At 34.8% G+C, this 21798-nt stretch carries 23 protein-coding genes and 1 riboswitch; of the genes, 12 read left to right on the forward strand and 11 right to left on the reverse strand.

The window, feature by feature from the left end:
• Positions 1 to 4 precede the first annotated feature (4 nt).
• Positions 5 to 586 (forward strand): K(+)-transporting ATPase subunit C, encoded by a 582-nt coding sequence (kdpC, locus tag ACZDYH_RS06630; RefSeq protein WP_000412594.1) that lies wholly within the window; start codon positions 5 to 7, stop codon positions 584 to 586.
• A gap of 56 nt (positions 587 to 642) precedes the next feature.
• Complete coding sequence (gene kdpDN / locus ACZDYH_RS06635) at positions 643 to 1797, forward strand: KdpD-like non-kinase potassium sensor (protein ID WP_074619043.1); 1155 nt, start codon at positions 643 to 645, stop codon at positions 1795 to 1797.
• Between the two features lie 24 nt (positions 1798 to 1821).
• Here kdpDN and ACZDYH_RS06640 read toward each other — a convergent pair whose 3' ends face one another.
• Positions 1822 to 3003, reverse strand: coding sequence for an MFS transporter (locus tag ACZDYH_RS06640; protein ID WP_042866434.1), 1182 nt, complete (start codon positions 3001 to 3003; stop codon positions 1822 to 1824).
• A gap of 140 nt (positions 3004 to 3143) precedes the next feature.
• On the opposite strand from ACZDYH_RS06640, the gene ACZDYH_RS06645 reads away from it, so the two are divergent.
• The 7 genes from ACZDYH_RS06645 (at position 3144) to ACZDYH_RS06675 (ending at position 8469) form a co-directional block, all read left to right on the forward strand.
• The gene (locus ACZDYH_RS06645; protein WP_000679681.1) at positions 3144 to 3605 is read left to right on the forward strand and encodes a MarR family transcriptional regulator; all 462 of its coding nucleotides are present in this window, start codon (positions 3144 to 3146) and stop codon (positions 3603 to 3605) included.
• A 127-nt stretch (positions 3606 to 3732) separates the two neighbouring features.
• Positions 3733 to 4587, forward strand: coding sequence for a patatin-like phospholipase family protein (locus ACZDYH_RS06650; RefSeq protein WP_000892707.1), 855 nt, complete (start codon positions 3733 to 3735; stop codon positions 4585 to 4587).
• 196 nt (positions 4588 to 4783) lie between these two features.
• Complete coding sequence (locus ACZDYH_RS06655) at positions 4784 to 5179, forward strand: hypothetical protein (RefSeq protein ID WP_139849187.1); 396 nt, start codon at positions 4784 to 4786, stop codon at positions 5177 to 5179.
• 87 nt (positions 5180 to 5266) lie between these two features.
• Positions 5267 to 6340, forward strand: coding sequence for an ABC transporter permease (locus tag ACZDYH_RS06660; protein ID WP_139849188.1), 1074 nt, complete (start codon positions 5267 to 5269; stop codon positions 6338 to 6340).
• 9 nt (positions 6341 to 6349) lie between these two features.
• Positions 6350 to 7582, forward strand: coding sequence for an ABC transporter permease (locus ACZDYH_RS06665; RefSeq protein ID WP_065228322.1), 1233 nt, complete (start codon positions 6350 to 6352; stop codon positions 7580 to 7582).
• Positions 7583 to 8233 (forward strand): ABC transporter ATP-binding protein, encoded by a 651-nt coding sequence (locus tag ACZDYH_RS06670; protein ID WP_139849190.1) that lies wholly within the window; start codon positions 7583 to 7585, stop codon positions 8231 to 8233. It begins immediately after the preceding gene.
• A gap of 8 nt (positions 8234 to 8241) precedes the next feature.
• On the forward strand, positions 8242 to 8469 hold the full coding sequence (locus ACZDYH_RS06675; RefSeq protein ID WP_139849191.1) for a hypothetical protein: 228 nt from the start codon (positions 8242 to 8244) through the stop codon (positions 8467 to 8469).
• Between the two features lie 102 nt (positions 8470 to 8571).
• Here the strand turns inward: ACZDYH_RS06675 and ACZDYH_RS06680 are convergent, their stop codons facing one another.
• The 4 genes from ACZDYH_RS06680 to ACZDYH_RS06695 all read right to left on the reverse strand — a co-directional run bounded on the left by ACZDYH_RS06680 (position 8572) and on the right by ACZDYH_RS06695 (position 13731).
• Entirely contained in the window at positions 8572 to 9567 is a 996-nt protein-coding gene (locus tag ACZDYH_RS06680) for an ABC transporter permease (RefSeq protein ID WP_001054980.1), read from the reverse strand.
• A complete protein-coding gene (locus ACZDYH_RS06685) occupies positions 9551 to 11038 on the reverse strand; it encodes a sugar ABC transporter ATP-binding protein (RefSeq protein ID WP_434713521.1) in 1488 nt (495 codons plus the stop codon). Before ACZDYH_RS06685 ends, ACZDYH_RS06680 begins: the two co-directional genes overlap by 17 nt.
• On the reverse strand, positions 11035 to 12147 hold the full coding sequence (locus tag ACZDYH_RS06690) for a sugar ABC transporter substrate-binding protein (RefSeq protein ID WP_139849193.1): 1113 nt from the start codon (positions 12145 to 12147) through the stop codon (positions 11035 to 11037). The genes ACZDYH_RS06685 and ACZDYH_RS06690 overlap by 4 nt, the downstream gene beginning before the upstream one ends.
• An 88-nt stretch (positions 12148 to 12235) precedes the next feature.
• Positions 12236 to 12341: riboswitch (SAM riboswitch) on the reverse strand.
• Positions 12342 to 12429: 88 nt separating this feature from the next.
• Complete coding sequence (locus ACZDYH_RS06695; RefSeq protein WP_000482713.1) at positions 12430 to 13731, reverse strand: NCS2 family permease; 1302 nt, start codon at positions 13729 to 13731, stop codon at positions 12430 to 12432.
• 202 nt (positions 13732 to 13933) lie between these two features.
• On the opposite strand from ACZDYH_RS06695, the gene ACZDYH_RS06700 reads away from it, so the two are divergent.
• The 3 genes from ACZDYH_RS06700 to ACZDYH_RS06710 all read left to right on the forward strand — a co-directional run bounded on the left by ACZDYH_RS06700 (position 13934) and on the right by ACZDYH_RS06710 (position 15983).
• Entirely contained in the window at positions 13934 to 14800 is an 867-nt protein-coding gene (locus ACZDYH_RS06700) for an SDR family oxidoreductase (RefSeq protein ID WP_001136264.1), read from the forward strand.
• A 66-nt stretch (positions 14801 to 14866) separates the two neighbouring features.
• A complete protein-coding gene (locus ACZDYH_RS06705; RefSeq protein WP_041183970.1) occupies positions 14867 to 15628 on the forward strand; it encodes a L,D-transpeptidase in 762 nt (253 codons plus the stop codon).
• A gap of 103 nt (positions 15629 to 15731) precedes the next feature.
• Positions 15732 to 15983, forward strand: coding sequence for a hypothetical protein (locus ACZDYH_RS06710; protein WP_000834195.1), 252 nt, complete (start codon positions 15732 to 15734; stop codon positions 15981 to 15983).
• Positions 15984 to 15996: 13 nt separating this feature from the next.
• Here ACZDYH_RS06710 and ACZDYH_RS06715 read toward each other — a convergent pair whose 3' ends face one another.
• The 6 genes from ACZDYH_RS06715 to ACZDYH_RS06740 all read right to left on the reverse strand — a co-directional run bounded on the left by ACZDYH_RS06715 (position 15997) and on the right by ACZDYH_RS06740 (position 21787).
• The gene (locus ACZDYH_RS06715; RefSeq protein WP_001246640.1) at positions 15997 to 16938 is read right to left on the reverse strand and encodes a carbohydrate kinase family protein; all 942 of its coding nucleotides are present in this window, start codon (positions 16936 to 16938) and stop codon (positions 15997 to 15999) included.
• Complete coding sequence (gene scrB / locus ACZDYH_RS06720; protein ID WP_074619040.1) at positions 16935 to 18410, reverse strand: beta-fructofuranosidase; 1476 nt, start codon at positions 18408 to 18410, stop codon at positions 16935 to 16937. Before scrB ends, ACZDYH_RS06715 begins: the two co-directional genes overlap by 4 nt.
• Before the next feature lie 17 nt (positions 18411 to 18427).
• Positions 18428 to 19804 (reverse strand): sucrose-specific PTS transporter subunit IIBC, encoded by a 1377-nt coding sequence (locus ACZDYH_RS06725; protein WP_000367318.1) that lies wholly within the window; start codon positions 19802 to 19804, stop codon positions 18428 to 18430.
• Positions 19805 to 19939: 135 nt separating this feature from the next.
• Positions 19940 to 20926 carry a LacI family DNA-binding transcriptional regulator gene (locus ACZDYH_RS06730; RefSeq protein WP_001140402.1) on the reverse strand — a complete coding sequence of 329 codons (987 nt, stop codon included), beginning with the start codon at positions 20924 to 20926 and terminating at the stop codon, positions 19940 to 19942.
• Positions 20927 to 21043: 117 nt separating this feature from the next.
• The gene (locus ACZDYH_RS06735; RefSeq protein ID WP_001115482.1) at positions 21044 to 21259 is read right to left on the reverse strand and encodes a DUF1540 domain-containing protein; all 216 of its coding nucleotides are present in this window, start codon (positions 21257 to 21259) and stop codon (positions 21044 to 21046) included.
• A gap of 72 nt (positions 21260 to 21331) precedes the next feature.
• Positions 21332 to 21787: a thioredoxin family protein gene (locus ACZDYH_RS06740; RefSeq protein WP_000738436.1), complete on the reverse strand. Its 456-nt coding sequence runs from the start codon at positions 21785 to 21787 to the stop codon at positions 21332 to 21334.
• Positions 21788 to 21798 lie beyond the last annotated feature (11 nt).

The raw sequence follows: 21798 nt of genomic DNA on the forward strand, positions 1-21798 counted from the left end.
AAAGATGGAGAAGAAACAAAGTATACTATCACCAATTATCCGTATTACTTTTACATTTCTAGTGTTGTGTGGACTTGTATACCCACTTATTGTTACTGGTATTGCACAAGCAGTAATGAAGGATAACGCGGATGGAAGTCTAATATATAATGATAAAAATGAAGTGATTGGTTCTAAATTAATTGGTCAAAACTTCACGGATCCACGTTATTTTCAAGGGCGTGTTTCTAGTATTGAATATAAGGCTGAAGCATCTGGTTCAAATAACTATGCACCATCTAACCCAGATTTAGCAAAGCGAGTAGAGAAAAGTATTGCGGACTGGAAGGAAAAAAATCCAGCTGTTCCGGTTACAGAAATACCAATAGATTTAGTGACAAATTCAGGTTCAGGGCTTGATCCTGATATTAGTCCAAAGGCGGCCTCGGTGCAGGTGGATCGTATCTCGAAATTAACGAATATTCCGAAAGAAAAACTTAATCAATTGATTAAAGATCAAACAGAAGGTGCTGCGCTTGGTTTATTTGGAGAGACCCGCGTAAACGTCTTAAAGCTAAATTTGGCGTTACAGAAATTAATGAAATAGTAACAGTGCTACCTCAATCTAATGGATTGAGGTAGCGTTGTTTCGAATGAAAGGTAGTGTTTATTTTGTATGCAGATGATTATGAACCGAAGTTTCAAAGGCGAACGCCAGAGGAATATTTAGAATATATTCGGCAACAAAATCGGGGAAAGTTAAAGTTATATGTAGGAGCAGCTCCAGGCGTAGGAAAAAGTTATAAAATGCTCTTTGATGCAAGGGAAATGAAAAAAGATGGAATTGATATTGTAATTGGTTTAATTGAAACGCATGGAAGAAAAGAGACGGAAGAAGCAATTGCTGATTTAGAAAAAGTTCCTTTGAAAGAAATACAGTATAAAGGAAAGGTATTTTATGAGCTTGATGTGGAAGGAATAAAAAAACGCGCGCCGCAAGTAGTTGTAGTGGATGAACTTGCGCATAGTAATGTTCCTGGTTCTAAACATAAGAAACGTTATATGGATGTGCAGGAATTGTTAGAGGCTGGTATATCGGTATTATCAGCTTTTAATATTCAACATTTAGAAAGTGTTCATGATATTGTAGCTCAAATTACGAATGTAAAAGTAAGAGAACGAATTCCAGATTTTATTTTACAAAAAGCAAATGAAATTCAGCTCGTTGATGCAACGCCCGAGGTATTAAGGAAGAGACTAATAGACGGAAAGATATATAAAGAAGAAAAAATTCAGCAAAGCTTACAAAACTTCTTTACACTTAATAATTTAGGAGCACTTAGGGAATTATCACTTCGAGAAGTTGCGGATGATATGGACGAGAAAATTAGCCAAACAGTAATAGAACCGATTGGCGTAAAAGAAAAAATTCTCGTTTGTGTACAATACAGTTCAACAGCGGAGAAATTAATACGACGGGGATGGCGCATGGCTGATCGGTTAAATGCTGAATTGTACGTATTAAACGTTGAGAGGGAAAATATAGATTCTATTTCAGCTGGAAAAAAGCAGACGATCGAAGAGTGGAAGGCGCTCACGAATCAATTTGATGCAAGTTTTGTATTAGAAGAAGCAAAGGGAAGAAAGCCAGCGGATGTTATTATTGAAGTCGCGAAAAGATTGCAAGTAACACAAATTTTACTTGGACAATCGGCTAGAACAAGGTGGGAAGAAATACGAAAAGGCTCTATTGTAAATGAAATTATGAGACAAACAAAGTATATTGATATTCATATTGTTGCGGATCAAAGAGGATAAATAGAGCCGACCTTTTTGGGGGCTCTATTTTGCTTTTTGTACAGAATGAAAACTTAGCATTTTCATTGTATATAAGATTACAAGTAAAAACATAATTGCGCCTAGGAAGAAAATCCAAAAGTAATTTTGGTTAAATAAAAGAAATCCACCTATAAGTGGCCCTGTGCCCATACCAAGATAGCGGATGAAGTTGTACATACCGATAGCTGTTGCGCGTTCTTGTACGAATTCTTCTGTTAATAAAGTAGTGTGAGTTGGCATAGAAAGTCCCATACTAAAACCGTACAAAGATGTAACGATAATGATGAATGGGATATTGATGTTATATGTGAAAGAGAATAAAACGACACATATAATATTGAAGAAACTCGTAATAAATAAAGCTTGCTTTGTTGTGAGGCGTTTTTGCAAAAATTTGTAGCAAAAACTTCCTAGCATGATAGAAAGAGACATTGGTACAAACATAAGACCAATTTTATTTACAGTTAAATGAAATGAATTTGTTAAAATACTCGGTAAAAAAACGAGAAAGCAAAAGTAAATACAAAATTGAATGAAGCCAATAAGAGTAATAGAAAATCCAGTTTTATTTTTTAAGATAAGAGAGTAATTCTTTTGTGCTTTAGATTGTTTAATTATATTTGGCTTTGTTTCTGGGAGTAGTGAAATGTTTATAATTAATAAGATAATGCCAAGTGTAGATAAAAAGAGAAATACAGATAAGTGACCATTTATACTGCCAAGATAACCACCTATGAGAGGAGCCATTGCAGGTGCGAGGGCAAGTAACATTTGGTATAGGCTCATCGCTTCTCCGCGTTCTTTTCCTTCAAATAAATCGCCGATAATCGTTGCTGAAACTACAGGTATAGCCGCTATTCCTATAGCTTGAACAGCTCTAAAAAAGAGAAATAAATAAATGTTTGCCGAAAAGGCACATCCGATTGAACCAATTGTACTAATGACTAAACTAGGGATAAGGACAGATTTTCTCCCTTTTGTATCAATTAAAGGTCCATATACGAGCTGCATAATTGCAAGAACGAATGTGAAAAGTGAAACTGTTACATTTACAAGATAAAGAGAAGTGTGAAAAGAATTTTGAATCATCGGTAAGATAGGTGTGTAAATATTTTGAGCGAAGGAACCGAGTAAGGCACTAATACAGACAACATATAAAATAAAAGTTAGTTTAGAGTTTTTCATCATGTTAACCTCCTTGCGATTTAGTTTCCTCGGAAACTAAATTTATTTTAACATGATTTTCTTACTTGTAAAGATGAAAAAATGGTTTTAAAATGGTATATAGTTAAATTGTTTCTTTGGAAACTTAGGAGGCGAGCGGATTGAAGCATGCAACGAAGCAAATGGAAATACTTTCGGACATTCGTACACTTTTGCATAAAAAAGAAGAACATTTAAAACGACAAAATGAGAAGTTTCTTCGTGAGACAGGCGTAAGTAGTATGTCTTTATCTGAGTTACATGTAATCGAATGTATCGGAAAAAATGGTTTGATGAATGTAACGGCAATTACGACAGAAATGGGCATGACGAAGGGAGCAATCTCTAAAATTTGTACAAAGTTGTTTCAAAAGCAATTCGTTGAGAAGATGCAAATGTTAGATAATCAAAAAGAAATCTTCTTCAGCTTAACGGAGAGTGGGAATGAAATATATAAAGCTCATGAAAAATTGCATAAGCAAGCTGAAGAAAAGTGGTTGTTACTTTTAGATGGATATACGAAAGAAGAGCAAGACTTTATTCAAAGGTTTATAAAGGATGTCTCCGGTCATTTGGAAATATAATTGGAAGAAAAACTCCTTTTTCTCAAGGCTTTTAAATATAATTTCTGAAAGAACTCATATATAATAGAAAAAGATACTTAACATGGTGAATAATTAAAGAGTCAATATATATAGAGGAGAGAGTAACATGCTTGAAAATACGGGGTTAGTATTAGAAGGCGGCGGTATGCGTGGTGTATACACGGGCGGGATATTAGAATACTTTATGGAACAAGATTTATATTTTCCATATGTAATCGGTGTATCAGCTGGTGCTTGTCATGCAGCGTCGTATCTTTCCAGACAAAGAAATAGAAATAAAACGGTCAATATTGAGTATGCATCACATCCGAAATATTTATCGTATAAAAACTTATGGAGAAAACGTCAGCTATTTGATATGGATTTCATTTTTCATGAAATTCCAGAAAAGCATGTGCCGTTTGATTTTGAAACATACTTTAATAGCCCAGAACGTTTCCTTGTAGGAACGACGGATTGTGAAACAGGAAAATCTGTTTACTTTGAAAAAGAAGGAACGAATGATGATGCACTAAATTTATTACAAGCGTCTAGTTCATTGCCTTTCATTGCACCGGTAGTAAATTATCGTGGTAAGCAGTTATTAGATGGCGGGATTTCTGATCCGATTCCAGTTCGTAAAGCGCAAGAGGATGGATTTAAAAAATCAGTCGTTATTTTAACGAGAAATCATGGCTACGCGAAGAAAAAATCAAAGTTTGGATGGGTTGCAGCGAAAGCTTATAAAAAATATCCGAACCTTGTTAACACGATGCTGAATCGTTATGAAGTGTATAATGAAACACTTCACTATATTGAAAAAGAAGAACAAGCCGGGAATTTATTTGTTATTCGCCCAGAAGTGCCGCTTCAAGTAGATCGTATGGAAAAAGATACAGCAAAACTACAAAATTTATACGAGCAAGGCTATGAAGATGCAAAGAGACAATTTGCAGATTTGCAGGCGTTTTTGCAAAAATAAATATTAGGCTGTGGAGATGGAGTTCTCTGCAGTCTTTTTATATTGCTACTTATACGTTACTTTTTAAAAATGTATGAATGTTTAAGTGTTTAAAGAGTTTGTAAAACATCGGGGTTTCTTGTTGAGGAGAATTTATTTGAAGGCTATTATGATGATGTAGCGCTACTAAAATATTAAATTTATGAGGTGATTGTTAATGAAAGGAAAAGTTTTTTTAATTACGACTTTAGTATTATTAGCAACATCAATCTCAACAAGTGCATTCTATCCAACTCTAAGCGGTCACAAAAGCGGTAACCTACTATCTTATAGAGCTCAAACTACTACGAATCAAAATGCATCTCGTTGTTCAGTAGCAATTTCTTTTATTAAATCAAATGGAAATAATTCATATATTGAAAGCGCTTCAGACAAATTAGGGTCCCATGAATCTGGAAGAGCATTAAACGCAACTGTGAGTAATGGTGCATATAACGCCTTTGGTGCAAAAGGACTATACTCGGAGCATTATGCAAATGAGAATAATGACTATCAAGAAGATACACACAAAGGTACTTTTGATAGTAATGGTAACTTACGATTACAGTGGTAAAAAGCATTAAACAGTTGTCTTTATAAATATTTAGATAAGGAGAAGGGGATGTTCATCATCTCCTTCTTATTTCAAAGGAGCACAGACATGTACCTAGCTTTTAAAAATATAAAAAGCAATAAACTGTTTTTCTTAATTCTCCTTATGTCATTTTTTATTTCTTTTCTTTCTATATCAATAGCCGCACTTTTAACAGAGTCTAAACGAAACTTTATATCTGCTTTTCAAATCGGTTTTCCAGAGGAGAATCAAATTTTAACTGTTCCGATAGCGAATGCAACTGAATTGGAAGAGATAATTCCTTTCATACAAGATACTTTTGTTAAAAGTGATATTTATGTAGAGCATTTAAAAGCATTAAATAGTTCAGGGGCAACAAAGATTATAGCTGTGAACTTAAAAGATGATTATTATTGGAAGCCATATATTTCTGAAGGACAATATTTTCATCGTGAAAATGTAAACGATATGGTTGTTGGCGATCAAACGAATGTAGAGGAGTTATATGAATTTGATGCTACATATAAAAAAATAGGAACTATATCAAGAAAAGACAGTGACGTCGGTGTAGCAGGTATATACGTTCCACTTCAAAACTTACCTACTATATCTAAAAAAGGTATTATCGCGAGTAAACAATTACAATTAACAGTTGTTAATCCTACATCATCTATTCATAACGAAATAAAAAAGTTTATGGATAGGAGTAAAGAAGTGCTTTCGGGAGATGTTCAAATACTGAATGAACGAGATCTTCAGGAACTACATGTGACACATATAGATCCAGCAAATAAGTATTATTATAAATTTATTCTTGTTGCAATTGTTTCTGGTATTTCTGCGGTTTTATTTTGGATTTATAAAAAAGAAAGAGAGATTTCATTAAAAAAAGCAGTAGGTGCTTCTAATATATCTATTTACTGCGAACTATATATTCAAATTTTGTTTATTTCTCTAGCAGCGATGTTCTTAGTTTTTATTACGTTAGAAATATTTTCGGGAACAATTCATACTTACTTTCAGACATACTTAGTAAAACCGTTAACACTATATGTATTGATATGCAATGTTGTTTTTATAATTTTTCTTACAATTTTTGTTACTGTAATTCCAATCAAGCACATTATAAATATATATCCCGGAAAACATTTAAGAACGTAGGAGGTCTTCATGTTTTTTATATTTGATTCTATACGGTCTGTGAAAAAACGGTTGTTACCAAGTTTGATTATAGTAATTTCTTTAATTATTGCATTTTCTTCAGCAATAGAATTTGTTAGTAATCTTTCGGGATATCGAAAAATGATGACGGTAGCAAATAATTTATCGACTCATAAAAATTTCTATGAACTTTATGCGACGCAAGATATAACATTGTTTAGCGAAGAAAAAGCAAAAAGTGATTATCAACATTTCATGCAAGGGTTATCTAATACGATACCAATAACAAATAAAACAAATTATTTGTTCCGTAACTATTCACTTAGTTTAAAAAAAGAAAATGGAACGATAAAGACTCTTATTGTTGATAAAGATATTAATAAGTACTTTCATATACGAATTTCACAAGGAAGATATTTTGAGGAATCGGAATTTCATAAATCAGTATTTGATATTAGACCTGTTATATTAGGGGCTAATTATATAGAAAAGGTATCTATTGGTGATGTTATACCATCTGGAAAAATGAAGCTAAAAGTAATTGGCTTTTTAGAAAAAAATTCACCATTTACATATCCTCGAAGTGGTGAAATATCGGATAATCGTATTACATTATTAGATGACATGGCGATTTTACCAATTGGAACAGAAGAAATAGAGTTCTATAGTGTAGAACTTTTATACAATGGGTTAATTATAGAAACAAAGGAGAAGATAAATATAAATGAATTTCAAAAGAAAGTATTAAAGGTAACGGAAGGTAAGGGTTATTCGTATTATGTTACAAATCCGAATAAATTGTTAGAAAATGAAAAACAAGGTATTGATAATATGTCATACCCCTTATTATTAAGCGGTACAGTCTTATTTTTTTCATTTCTATCTATTGTATTGACATCAATGGCAGCACTTTATATGGAGCGTAAAAATATTTCTATTAAATCAGCGTTAGGTGCAAGCACTTTTCAAATATGTCTTCCATTTATTATTGAGTATATGTTGCTATTCGTTTTAGCGATATGTATAGGAATAATGTATTTTCAATGGGAGAATAGTGGAGTAATTGAAATTCAGAAAGGGCTAGAAAATAGTATAGTATCTTTCTTTGGAACGTTAAAAGTCTCTATAGAATCATTGGTTGTTATAGGTGCTTTATCACTTGTAATGATCCTCGTTATATATGCAATCATTTATTTCAATGTACTAAAAATAAAAAATACATATATGAAAGAGGTGTTATAGATGATTCGGCTCGCAAATGTGGCTAAGGGCTTTGGAAAGAATAATTTTAGTGCTTTAAAAGATATTAATCTTACAATAGAAAAAGGCGAAATGATAGCCATTATGGGCCCCTCTGGTTCGGGGAAGTCTACTCTCCTTAACATTATTGGCTTAATAGATAGCCCCTCTGCTGGAAAGTATTTTTTAGATGGAATGGATACGAGTACATTAAAGCAAAACTATCATAAGTATAGAAACACGGAAGTTGGATTTGTGTTTCAGAACTTTTCGCTACTCGATGATTATACGATTATTGAAAATGTAATGCTTCCACTTATATATAGAAGAATTTCTCATAAGAAACGTATGCAAATATCAAAAGAAATGCTGAAAATGGTAGGGCTTGAGAGGCATATTAACAAATATCCTTACGAGTTATCAGGAGGAGAACAGCAAAGAACAGCAATAGCAAGGGCTTTAGCACAAGATACAAAAATTATACTTGCTGATGAACCGACTGGTGCTCTTGATCAAGAAAATGGGGAAAAAATTATGAGTATTTTACAAGAGATTAATAAAGAAGGAAAAACAGTGCTAGTTGTTACACATGATCAAAAGGTAGCTGCATATTGTCAGAGGACGATACGGTTACTTGATGGTTGTGTGGTATAATATGGATAATGGTATATGAAGAGGTGATACATATGGAAAATGTATATAAAGGACTTAGGCATACCGGATTTACTGCAATGCTTATTTTTGGAGGGGTATATCTACTTCGCTGGCTCATACATGATGAGATGCTACTGGATCAGCTTATTGGATTTAGTGTAGGAATGGTAATGGTTGTTTCGTCAGTTTTCATTCAAAAGTATAGTAAAGAATTACAGATGAATGAGAAATATTAATAATTTTTAACTGCTGTTATCTTTTTCATAGTTTAGTAATCGTGGAGGCTTTCGTGTGATTGTTGCAAAGGGAAAAGAGAGCATCGATTCGATGCTCTCTTTTTATTTACGCTTCTTTTTAATAAATGAAAAGGCTAAAGCTGTAATTAAAATGCTGCCTTTAATAATATCTTGTGCATAATAAGGAACGTTCATCATTGTGAGTCCATTTAATATAATTCCAATTAATACCGAGCCGAGGAATGTTCCGACTATATTTGGTTTCTTGGCACCGAACATTGCGTAACCGATATAGGCAGCTGCGACTGCATCCATTAATAATGGAGCACCAGCTGAAACTTGTCCTGTTCCAACGCGGCTGCATAGAATAATGCCGCCAATAGAAGCTAGTAAACCACTAATCATATAAGCATATACACGGTAACGATCAGTAGGAATACCGGCTAATCTAGCAGCTTCTCGATTACCACCAGTCATATAAAAGAAACGACCGTACGTTGTTTTTTCTAAAAATAGATGTGCAATTAAAACGACAGTAAGCATGATAATGACAGGGACTGGAATTCCTAAGACGGAACCTTGACCGATAAATAAAAAGGATGGAATAAAATGTCCTGTTGCACCGGACATTCCTTCATAAATTGAGGATCCTTTTGAAAATGTTAAGTGTAGTCCATTAACGATATACATGATACTTAATGTAGCTAGTAAATCGGGTAGTTTAATTCGGATAACGAGTAGTGCATTTAATAATCCAACTAATAATCCGCAAAGAATAGGAACAAGGAGTGTAACTAATAGTTCTTGTCGATATAAAACGAGACAAGAAGCAGCTGCAATTGTTGCTAAACTAGCGGTAGAGCCGACTGATAAATCAAACCCATCTACAATCAATGTAAAGGTAACGCCGATTGCAAGTAACGTTACGATGGAGATAGAGCGTAAAATATCACTAATATTGTTATATGTTAAAAAAGAATCATTGACGATAGAGAAAAAAATTGTAACACCTATAATAATAGCAATTGTACTAAATTGATAAAAAAGATGAGTAGGTAAATATAGTTTCTTAGTTTTCGTTTTATGAACGAGATTCAATGGAATAGCTCCCTTCAGATAAATGTAAAAGCTGTTCAGGAGATAGTTCGCTTGGTAAGTATTCACCTACAAATTCTCCGTTTGCCAGTATAAGAATGCGATCAGCGATATGCAACGCTTCATCTTGTTCTCCTGTGAAATAAATTACGGAACTTCCGTTTTCTGTAATGTTGCGAATGAATTGAAAAATGTCTTGTTTCGCAGCGATGTCTACACCTTTAGTTGGCTCGTCTAAAAGAAATAGATTAGGTTTGAATCCACTCCACTTTGCAATTGAGATTTTTTGTTGGTTTCCACCACTAAGTGAATGAATAAAGGCTTTTGGGTCATTTGGCGAAATGCTGAAAGAAGAAATTGTCGTGGTGGCATTATTTAATTCGGTTTGTTTTCTTCGCCAACCTGATTGGTGTAAATTTGTGTGACCTATAATATTTTCTGTAAGAAACACGCCTTGTTTTCTTCTTTCTTCGGGTACAAGTGCAATTTTCGCTTTAATTGCATCTCGCGGTGTTTTGATTTTTATTGTTTGACCATCTATTTCAGCGTGATAAGTATGACGAGCACCAAATAAGGTTTCAGCAAGTGTTGTTTTGCCGCTTCCAATTAATCCATATATAACAACAGTTTCTCCTTTTCGTATTGTAAGAGAAAGGGGAGAATGATCTTCGCGTAATTGAAGCTCTTGTACTTTAAATAATTCTTCGCTCCCGCGTTTTGGTGCTGTATTAATAGGGAGTGTAAGTTGTTTTCCAGTCATTGCTTCCACAATTTGCTGATCTGTAATCGTTGTAATGGTTTCAGAAAGGGCAACTTGACCGTTATGTAATACAGTTACATCATCCGCGAAATTTCGAATCTCTGATAAACGATGAGAAACTAGAAGGATGCCAATACCTTTTGCTGTTAAATCTTTTAATAGTTTCCCAAAGGTTTCAACCTCTTTTGGTCCAAGAGAAGAAGTAGGTTCATCTAATAAAAGATAATTTGTATTGTTAGATAAAGCTCTTGCGATAAGGAGTAATTGTTTTTCATGTAATGAGCAGTTTGAAACATCTTCCGAAACATTTAAATTTACCTGTACAGTTTGCAAATGTTGTTTAGCAAGTGCGACTAGTTTGGACTTTGAAAATAGTATTTTATTTTGCATTGCTAAATGATCGATTAGTACATTTTCTAATACAGATAATCCGGGAATAAGTCCGTGATCTACTTCTTGTGTTACGAAAGAAATGCCATGCTTTTTTGCATCGCGCGGTGAAGTAAAGGAAACAGACTGAGTATCAATTTTTATATCGCCAACAACTGGTTGAATTTCACCAGTTGCTATTTTTAGTAAAGTACTTTTTCCCGCACCGTTCATGCCTAGTAAAGCGTGTACTTTTCCTTTTTGAATATGAATAGAAACATCTTCTAGAACAGGTGTAGCGACATGATAAGAATGTGTAATGTTTTGAAGAGAGAACGTCATCATTTTTTCTCCTTCTCTAATTTTTTCATCCAAGGGGAATATGCATCTTTTGAGTCTCCCCAACCGTTTATATATTTTGATAACTGATCCATTGTTATATTTTCTTTTGGTAAATTATTTTTCTTTACTAAATAAGGTTCTAGTGAATAAATATCTGGCGTTTGTTCACCAGCAATTTTTTTGTATAAAAATCGTACTTGAACCTTACCTACTTCAGCTGGATCAGTTGCAGCTGTAGCAGTCCAAGGTGAGTTTTCTTTTTGCATGAGTTGTAAATCCTCATTACTTAAGTCAATGCCATATACTTTTATATCTGTACGACCAGCTTGTTCAAGTGCTTTAACAGCCCATTTAGCAAACTCATCCCACGAAGCGAAAATAGCTTGTAAATCGCCTTTTTTCGGATATTTCTTTAGTAAAGCTTCTACTTGTGTTTGTGTATCGAGCGGTGTGTTATTACTAGCAGTACCGAATCTTGCAACTTCTTTTATATTTGGATACCGTTTATAAAAAGCATCAATGATAACATTGCGACGTTCCATTGGAGCAAAACCGCCGACCCATACAACTGCGATATTTCCTTGTCCATTCAAATCTTCCGCTAACGTTTTTAATGATTTCCATGCAAGACTATAGTCATCTTGATCAATAATTGTCACACCTGGCAAGCGTAGATCGTTATCGAACGCAACTACGGGAATGTTCGCCTGTAACGCTTTTTCTACTCCAGGTTTTAGTGCTTCAGAACGGCCATGATCAATTAAAATACCATCCACTTTTGAATTAATAGCAGTATCTAAATTTGCAGCCATTTTTGCTAAATCGTTATCAGAATTGTAGACTTGTACACTGCCGCCAAATAGCTCAACTTGTTTTTTGACACCCTCAATATATTGAGAGGAAAAAGTTCCAATGGACATTTGCATAATTAATGCTATTTTTAATGGCTTCTTCATTTGGCTTGGAATTTCTGTTTGTAATTGATTTTCTACCGTTGTAGTCGCCTTTCTCACAGTTTGTTGCTTTTGTGAAGAGATAGCATCTTGTTCATTTGTACAAGCTGCTAATGTAAATAAGAGAAAAATAAGTACGATGGAACATAATTTTTTCATAAAAAAATCCCTCCTAAACTAAGAAGAGAGAGGAGGGAGTGAAAATAAAAAACGCCTTTTCATATAGAAAAGACGCCTTATCATATTACTCTTATCTTTCAACACAATGTGTTGTAAGAATTAGCACCGTGCCCATAAATGGGTCGGTTGCCGGGCTTCGTAGGGCTCATCCCTCCACCTGCTCTTGATAAGACATCGAATATTTAACTATTTTGAATTATTCCACAAACGAATGGTGTTGTCAAACAGTATTTATAAAAAAATCCCTCAGGAAGAGGGATTTTAATGTGGTAAGAATATCAATTGATAAGCAAACAAAATTCCAAATACATATACAAGTGGGTGAACAGCACGGAATTTACCTTTTGCCACTTTCATAAGTGGATATGAAATAAATCCAAGTGCGATACCTGTTGCGATACTTGATGTAAGTGGCATGCTTAAGATTACTAAAAATGCTGGGAATGCTTCATCAAATGCGTCCCAATCGATGTGGCGAACTGAACCCATCATAAGACTACCAACGATAATTAATGATGGAGCAGTAATAGCTGATACACCAGAAACGGCACTTACTAATGGTCCGAAGAATGCTGCTAGTGCGAATAGAACCGCTACTGTAACAGTTGTTAAACCAGTACGACCACCAGCTGCAACACCAGCAGATGATTCAATGTAAGCTGTTGATGGTGTCGTTCCGAACATAGAACCAATAGTTGCTGAGAATGAGTCAGATAGAAGAGCTCGTCCTGCTTTTGGAAGCTTTCCGTCTTTCATAAATCCACCTTGTTGTGCAACGCCAAGTAATGTACCTGTTGTATCGAATAGTGTAACAAGGAAGAATGAGAATACAACGCCGTATAATCCGTAGTTAATTACGTCAGATACAGCTGTAATTGGATTTGAAACGATAATTCCTTCTGGTAAACCAGGCATTGATGTAACACCGTTTGAGAATGATAATTGTCCCGTGAAAAAAGCGATAATACCAGTTAATAGCATCCCGATAAATAGTGCGCCATTTACATTTAAAGACATAAGGACAATTGTAATTCCAAGTCCAGCTAATGCTAGTAGTACTGGAGCAGAGTGAAGATCACCAAGTCCAACTAAGTTTGCATCATTTTTTGTAACGATACCTGTTAAACGTAAACCGATAAAGGCGATAAATAGCCCGATACCAGCAGTAATTGCATGTTTTAAGTTTTCAGGAATTGCTTCCATTAATTTTGTACGGAAAGATGTAAATGATAGCAAAATTAAAATCATACCTGCTACGAATACAGCAGAGAATGCAATTGCGAAAGTCATGCCTTCATGCGCTTTTACAACAGAGTAAGAGAAGTAAGCATTTAATCCCATACCTGGCGCGATTGCGATTGGTAAGTTTGTAAAGATTGCCATAAATAATGTTCCGACAACAGCAGCAATAATTGTTGCTGTAAATGCTTGTTCAAATGGAACACCTGCATCTCCAAGGATAACAGGGTTTACGACAATGATATATGCCATTGTTAAGAAGGTAATAATACCTGCCATAATTTCAGTTTTAATAGAAGTTTTATGTTTTGAAAGGTTAAACATATAAACATCCTTTCTGTTTACGAATAATTTTCACAACAGTTATATATAATATTCGTTTTTTATCTATTTTGCAATAGTTTTGCATAAAAAGTTTATAACAATTCATATTTTGTGTCTTAAATTCGAATATTAATCGTAAACCGATGTGTGAATTTCAGCTTTTTATTGTGCACATGCTAAGGAAAAGGAGTTGAAAGCAGCTATGCCACAGCAAAAAAACTTTATAACAATGCCTGCGCAACATCAAAATAAGCAGCCTGGTATTGAATCATTAATGAGCCCCCTTCCGCAGTTTGAAGATCCAAATTATAAAGGAAGTGAAAAGTTAAAAGGAAAGAATGTATTAATTACGGGAGGAGATAGCGGAATTGGACGAGCAGTTTCCATCGCTTTTGCAAAAGAGGGAGCAAATGTTGCGATTGCTTACTTAGATGAGGAAGAAGATGCAAATGAGACGAAACAACGTGTTGAAAAAGAAGGTGTAAAGTGTGTATTGTTGCCGGGGGATTTGAGTAATGAACAGCATTGTAAAGATATTGTGGAAGAGACCGCCCGGCAGTTAGGTAGTTTAAATATTTTAGTGAATAACGTTGCACAGCAATATCCGCAGCAAGGGCTAGAGTATATTACAGCAGAACAGCTAGAAAAAACATTTCGTATTAATATTTTTTCTTATTTTCACGTTACGAAAGCAGCCCTTTCTCATTTGAAGAAAGGGGATGTCATTATAAATACGGCATCTATCGTTGCATATGAAGGAAATGAAACGTTAATTGATTATTCCGCAACGAAAGGAGCAATCGTAGCTTTTACAAGATCACTTTCTCAATCGTTAGTGCAAAAAGGGATTCGGGTAAATGGTGTTGCACCAGGCCCGATTTGGACACCGCTTATTCCATCGAGCTTTGATGAGAAGAAAGTCTCTCAGTTTGGGAGCAATGTTCCGATGCAAAGACCTGGTCAACCATATGAATTAGCGCCGGCATACGTATACTTGGCATCTGGTGATTCATCCTATGTTACTGGGCAAATGATACATGTAAATGGGGGCGTTATTGTAAATGGATAGTTTTCATTTATAAGAGCAAAGTAATGTTAATTCCACTTATTATAGGGAGCGCTAGGGGGGATATAGCTGAAAAAGTTATGTTTCATCATACTATTATTTTTCATCCTACCGGTTAGTGCTTTTGCTAATACAGATCATTTAATATTAGTAAATCTTACGACGAACCAGTTGTCTTTTTTTGAAAATGGAAATTACAAAAAAACATTTCCAGTAACGACTGGAAGAGATCGTACACCTACGCCTGAAGGTAATTTTTGTATTATAACTAAATTTAAAAATAAAGAATACCATCGAAAAAAAATACCTGGGGGTGCACCGAATAACCCTCTTGGTACGAGGTGGCTTGGACTAGATAAGAATGAATATGCAATTCACGGGACGAACCGGGAATGGACGATTGGAAGTAGGGAATCAAATGGCTGTATTCGTATGCATGACAGGGATATACAATGGTTATATGACCGAGTACAATTACAAACAAAAGTAATCATTTCTCGTTTTCATACGAGCCCCGAATATGAAGCGAATAAACTTGGTTATCGCGTTGTGAGCTGGAATGGTCGAAAAATAGAAAAAGAACAAATTGGAGTACTTACGTTAGTAGACCGCGCGGATATATATTGGCAAGAACCAAATGGACAGTTAACGAAAGTGAAAACGGTATTGCCAAATGAAAGATATCCAGTGTACTCAAAACGAAAAGATGGAATATATTATATAGGAAACAATTCGTATATTATAGATGAAACAGGAGAGAAAGTTCGTTACGAGCAAATTCCTTCTTCGATTTTAAGTAATATATATAAACGGAAATACAATGTTCCGTAATGGCTACCGTATTATAGACGGTAGCTTATTTATACTTGGAGTTTAACTGCAACTATTGTATTTTGCTGAATATAATACAGTACAGATAGGGGGCGGTTATATTATGAAAAGTGAATTTGCGTTTAAAGTTTTCTTAGTAACGACCTGTTTATTTATCGTGTATTTATATGCGTTTCTCGTCTTTTCTTTTTATGTTCCATATGTTGATTTAATATTGTTCTTCGGATTTATTTGGGCGTTTGTGAAAGCGAGGGAAGGAGAGAAGAGTATATATCGGCGCATTACCTTATGCGGGACGGCCGTTCTCGTTATTTTGTACTTTTTTATTATGCATGATTTTTGGAGAGGAATGTAAAAAAAGCATACGATTAATCGTATGCTTTTATATCTGTTAATGATGGAAGAGAGGCAATTGCACCGTAATTTGTACATGTGATAGCGCCTACTTTATTGGCAAAGGAGATAAATGCTGTTAAGTCTTTGAAATGATACGAAAGTGTATGTTCACTTTGGGCAATCTGATATAACATTGCTCCAACGAAAGCATCACCAGCACCAGTTGTATCGACTTGTTGAATGGAAATAGAAGAGACAATAGTTTGACCTTCATTTGTCGCAAGAAGGGTACCGTCTTTTCCAAGTGTAATAGCTACTACTTTTGCGCCATAATTTAATAATTTGAGTGCAGCTTGTTGTAAATCACTCTCTTTAGAGAGCATAGTAGCTTCCTCTTGACTTACTTTTACGAAGTGTGCATGTTTTATAAAGGTTAGACAATCTTGAGAGAATTGTTCTGTATTTGTAATGAGTGCACTTCGATAATTTGGATCAAAAGAAATAAAATGGCCTTTATCTTTCGCATATTGTAACAACTGAAAATACGTTTCTTTTAATGGGCTTGATAGTAAAGCTGTCGCTGAACCGAAATGTATTAAATCATTCGTTTGTATTTTTGATAAATCAATGCTATTGAATTGATATTCACCATCTGCACCACGCATAAAAGTAAAATCACGTTCGCCATCTTGATCGATGGATACGAATGCAAGTGTTGTTTGTTTATCTTTTATGAGCATGGATGTATCGACTTGCGCACGCTGTAAAGTTTGTTCAAGAAACTCACCAAATGGGTCGTTTCCTACTTGCCCCATAAATGTAGCGTGTCCACCTAATTTTGTAATCGCAGCAGCAACGTTAGCGGGTGCTCCACCAGCTTTTTTTTCGAAATCTGAACCGTTTACTAAAGAAACGTTAGTATTTCGGCACACAAAATCAATTAATAGTTCACCTATACAAAAGACATTTCTCATACAATCCCTCTTTTCAGCTTATATTGTGTGATGGTAAAGCTTAGTTTTGCATCTGAAAAGATTGCGATATGATGTTTCATGTCTTTTTGGGGAAAAACTCGGGACGTAAAGACTGTTGAACCATCGTATAAGAAAATTTCCACGATGCTTTTATCTACAAATATTTGTAGTTCTATCGTATCTTGAATATTGATTTTTTTACAGCGTTCAAATCCATATTCTCCGCCAAATTGATGGTAGAAGTTGCCTCTGTCTATAGAAATAGTACCTTGTTCCCGATTAAATGTAATGGGGAAACATTCTTCCTCATTGTGGAAGAGAGAAAGACCAAAACGCTTTGCATCTTCTGTTTTAAGTGTAACAATTAATTCATAGGAGTCTTCATCATCAAGCGTTGATAATACATTTAATCCAGCTGTTATATCTCCTGAAATGTCTTTTTTTGTTGTTCGTAGTTTTGTTAATTCTGAAACTGGTTTTTGTTTTAAGATGTTATCTTCTAATGTTAATTCACGTGGAAGTGTTAGGCAATGAGCCCACATATAATCATCAGAAGGATATGTGATTTCACTTGATCCTGCCCAAGCAAACAATAGGCGACGACTAGTAGAGTCTTCTAAAGTTTGAGGGGCATAAAAATCGAATCCTTTATCAGCTTCGTAATAGGAATCAACATGGAAATATAAATTTTTAATATCGAAATGGCCTATAGCATAAACGACATTGTATACATTGTGAAAGTTTTCTCCGTCTTTTTCAATTCCTTGCGGTGAAAAGAGAAGTACATCTTTCCCTGATAATTGGAAGTAATCGGGGCATTCCCACATAAATCCGAATTCTTTTAAGTTTGTTGTAATTTCGCCTTGGAAATGCCAATTGTATAGGTCTTGTGATTTGTATAGTAATAGAGTTCCTGTTTTATTTTCACGTTGGGCACCGAGTAACATATAGTACATATCATTATGTTTCCAGACTTTTGGATCACGTACATGTTTTGTATATCCGTCAGGAATTATATCAATAACAGGATTATTACTATATTTCGTCATCGTATATTGTGAATCCATTGTTGCCATACATTGTTTTGCATCACGGGAATCATCAGGCTTTTTTATATTCCCTGTATAAAGTAGATGAAGAAGGCCATCTTTTACGATAGCACTACCAGAATATGCACCGTGTGATTCATAGCTTTCAGTAGGGATGATGGCTACAGGCATACGCTCCCAGTTAATAAGGTCTTTTGACCTCACATGCCCCCAATGCTTCATTCCATGAATGGGACCAAATGGATACCACTGATAAAAAACGTGATATTCATCATTGTAGTATGATACACCGTTAGGATCATTCATTAATCCAAATGGTGGGTGGATATGATAAATTGGTTTCCATGAATCTTGGTTTGCAATTTCATATAAAGAATGTAATTCGTCTTTATTAGATTGCAGTATTGTTTTATATTTTGACATAGGTTTTCACCCCGTTATTATTTACTTTCTTTATATAAAATGAATGTGGCAACAAAAGCAGTGATAACTGCAATAGCGAAACCAATTATATAGTGAATCATGTTCATCATGCCAAGAGGTGCAACAATTGTAAGCATCGGAATACCTGTTAAACCATATGCATTAGCCGCTACTTGCATCCAAACAACGTAAGCGCCTCCAATTGCGCCGCCAATAGCTGCTGCAATAAATGGTTTACCAAGTTTTAAATTGACACCAAAGATAGCTGGTTCTGTAATTCCTAAAAATGCTGAAGCTGCTGCTGGAATTGCAATTTCTTTCGTTTTTTTGTTTTTTGTTTTGAAATAGACAGCTAAAGTAGCACCGCCCTGTGCAACGTTCGCCATTGACCAAATAGGGAGTAAGAAATTGACACCGATATCTTTATTTGCGAGTAAGCCCGCTTCAATAGCGTGGAAGCTATGATGTAAGCCAGTAAGAACGATTGTTGAATACAATCCACCGAATATAAGTCCAGCTACTGGTCCTGCAAATTGATAAATTGTATTTAAAAGGTACGTAATGCCGTCACCGATTTTATATCCAATTGGTCCGATAATAATAAGTGATAAAAAGCCAGTTATAATAATTGTTAAGAATGGTGTAACTAATAAATCTAAAGAGTTCGGAACACGTTTTCGAAGTTCTTTTTCAATTGTACTCATAACATATACACATAATAAAATAGGTAAAACAGTACCTTGATAGCCAATCATATCAATATCCATACCAAGGAAATGTAAAACAGTGGGTTTTGCATTTGAAAGAGTCCAAGGATTTGTTAAGTTTGGGTGAGTTAATATACCACCAACAACTGCACCTAAGAAAATGTTTCCACCAAATTCTTTAGCGGCACTAACTCCAATTAAAATAGGTAAAATGATGAAAGCTGCACTTGAGAACATATCAAGTAATTGGATAAGTGAGTGATCTCCAGGAACTAATTTAAACGCTTTCAACATTCCGAGTAGACCCATAAGTAAACCGCTTGCGACGATAGCTGGAATAATTGGAACAAAAATATTAGATAGTGTCTTTGCTAGGCGGGCGATAGGATTCATTTTTTTCTTAGGTATATCGTTTGATGTTGTAGAATCTAGTTCGGCTATTCCAATTAGTTTTGAGAATTCATCATATACTTTGTTTACTATGCCAGTTCCAAAAATAATTTGATATTGCTCGGTCGTTGCAAAAGCACCTTTTACTCCATCGATGTTTTCGATTTCTGCAGCGTTTATTTTCGTATCATCCTTTAATATAAGACGAAGGCGAGTCGCGCAATGTGTGGCACGAACAATGTTTTCCTTTCCACCAATATTCTGTATTACTTGAGTTGCAATTTGTTTCATATCCATAAAAATTCCCCCTTACTATAAATTCCCTTTTGTGGAACCGGTTCCGCAAAAAGTTAAAATAAAAAACAGGGAAATGATGTTGAAAATCCTGTTTTTAAAATGTGGAACCGGTTTTAATTTTATTATAGAGCGCCTTTATATTTTGTCAACGCTTTCTTGGATTTTTAATGTATAACGAGAGTGTAATATTTTTGGTATAGTTTTGTTTTCAACAAGCTGTGAAAGAGAAGTGGCAGCAAGCTTTCCAGCATACTCATAGTCAAACGCAATTGTCGTTAAACTAGGGTGTACCATTTCTGAAATATCATATCCACCGAATCCTGTTACAGAAATATCACCTGGTACAGAAAGAGAGTGGGAGTGAATGACTTTCATTGCGCCAAGAGCGATGTTATCTGTAGCACATACGATAAGAGTTGGGCGATTATTATCTAAAATATGTTGTACTTGTTTCATGGCATCTTCTATGCGGAAAGTTGTTTCGTAATATGAAACGTTGCAAGTCGGTTCTAAATTTTCAATTGCTTTTTGAAAACCATTTTTTCGATTTATTCCAACAGAAATATCATCTTTTTCTATCCCTAAATAGGCAATATGTCGATGGCCTTGCGATAAAACGTATGCCCCTAACTCATAAGCTGCATCATAATCATCGTGAACGAGGCAATATTGATCTTTATATTCTTGCCCGACGAATAAAATAGGGATGTTTGAATTAGCCATAATTTTTTGATGTTCATTCGTTAATGTTTTTGTTAATAAAATAATGCCAGCTACCTTTTGTTTTATAAAGTTTTCAATTGCTTGTATTTCAGTTCCGGTTGTTTGATTTGCATTTGCTACAAGCATTTGATAGTTATTTTCCTGTAATGTTTTATCGATCCCGATAAGTGTTTTCATTGTAGCGAAGGAGTCTAATCGGGGGATGATGACACCAATTAAATTTGTTGTTTTTGCTTTTAAACTTTGAGCAAATGTATTGGGAGAGAAATTTGTTTCCTGAATAATACCTTCGATTTTAAGTTTTGTTTTATCACTTACATATCCGCCGTTTAAGTAACGAGAGACTGTGCTTTTTGCAACTCCAGCCAATTTGGCGATATCTGCAATTGTTTTAGCCATAGTATTCCACCTTCGTATTCATAAAAATGTTAACTTTATTATAGGGAGAATTAGAGATGACGTAAACAAGAAGAGAGAAAGAAAAAACCACCTCACGTATATGAGGTGGAATAATTGTTAATATCTAGGCTTAAATGTATGACAACAAGTCTCTACACTCGTTGCTACAGAACTTTCTAGCGTTTCGTTTGTTAAAACAGCAGCTGTATATGAATCATTTTCAGTTTGACCAGTTTCATCTGCATCAGGCTGAACGATGATCGCACTTGCTTGACAAAAGTTACCTTGTCCCCAAAAAGAACAGTTGGAAACAGAACATCTTACTTCTGGCATAAAACCCCCTCCTTATACATTAGTGTGGGATTTTACGCCCATTTCATGTGTAGAAGGAGTTTCCTTTTCTCGTTACTTTTTCGTTTGCTCAAGCCATTCTTTTAATTTGTCTTTCGGCTGTTCACCGCTAATACGGCTCACTTCTTTGCCATCTTTAAAATGAATGATTGTTGGTGTACCTTGAATTTTATATTCATCCCAAGGAACATCTAATTTTTCAATATCCATAACTTTCATATCAACGTTCAAGTCTTTAGCCATTGGCACTACGACAGGAGATAATTTTTGGCAATGAACGCAAGATGTTTGATAAAAGTATACTGTTTCTTCTTTTTTCTCTTTTAAGTTCTTTTGAAGATCTGAAAGAGAAATTTTATTTGTGTAGTAGTCAGGGCCATCTGTTTGACTACCAGTAGCATTATCAATTTTTTGGCTAGTTGAAGCGTTTTTTTCTTCCATTTGTGTTACAGCGAAAATTGCCGCAAACAAGGCGATAATAATACCACCAAATATAAGCATTTTTTTCATTCTTTCATCTC

The sequence above is a fragment of the Bacillus sp. EB V-12 genome (assembly GCF_056158125.1).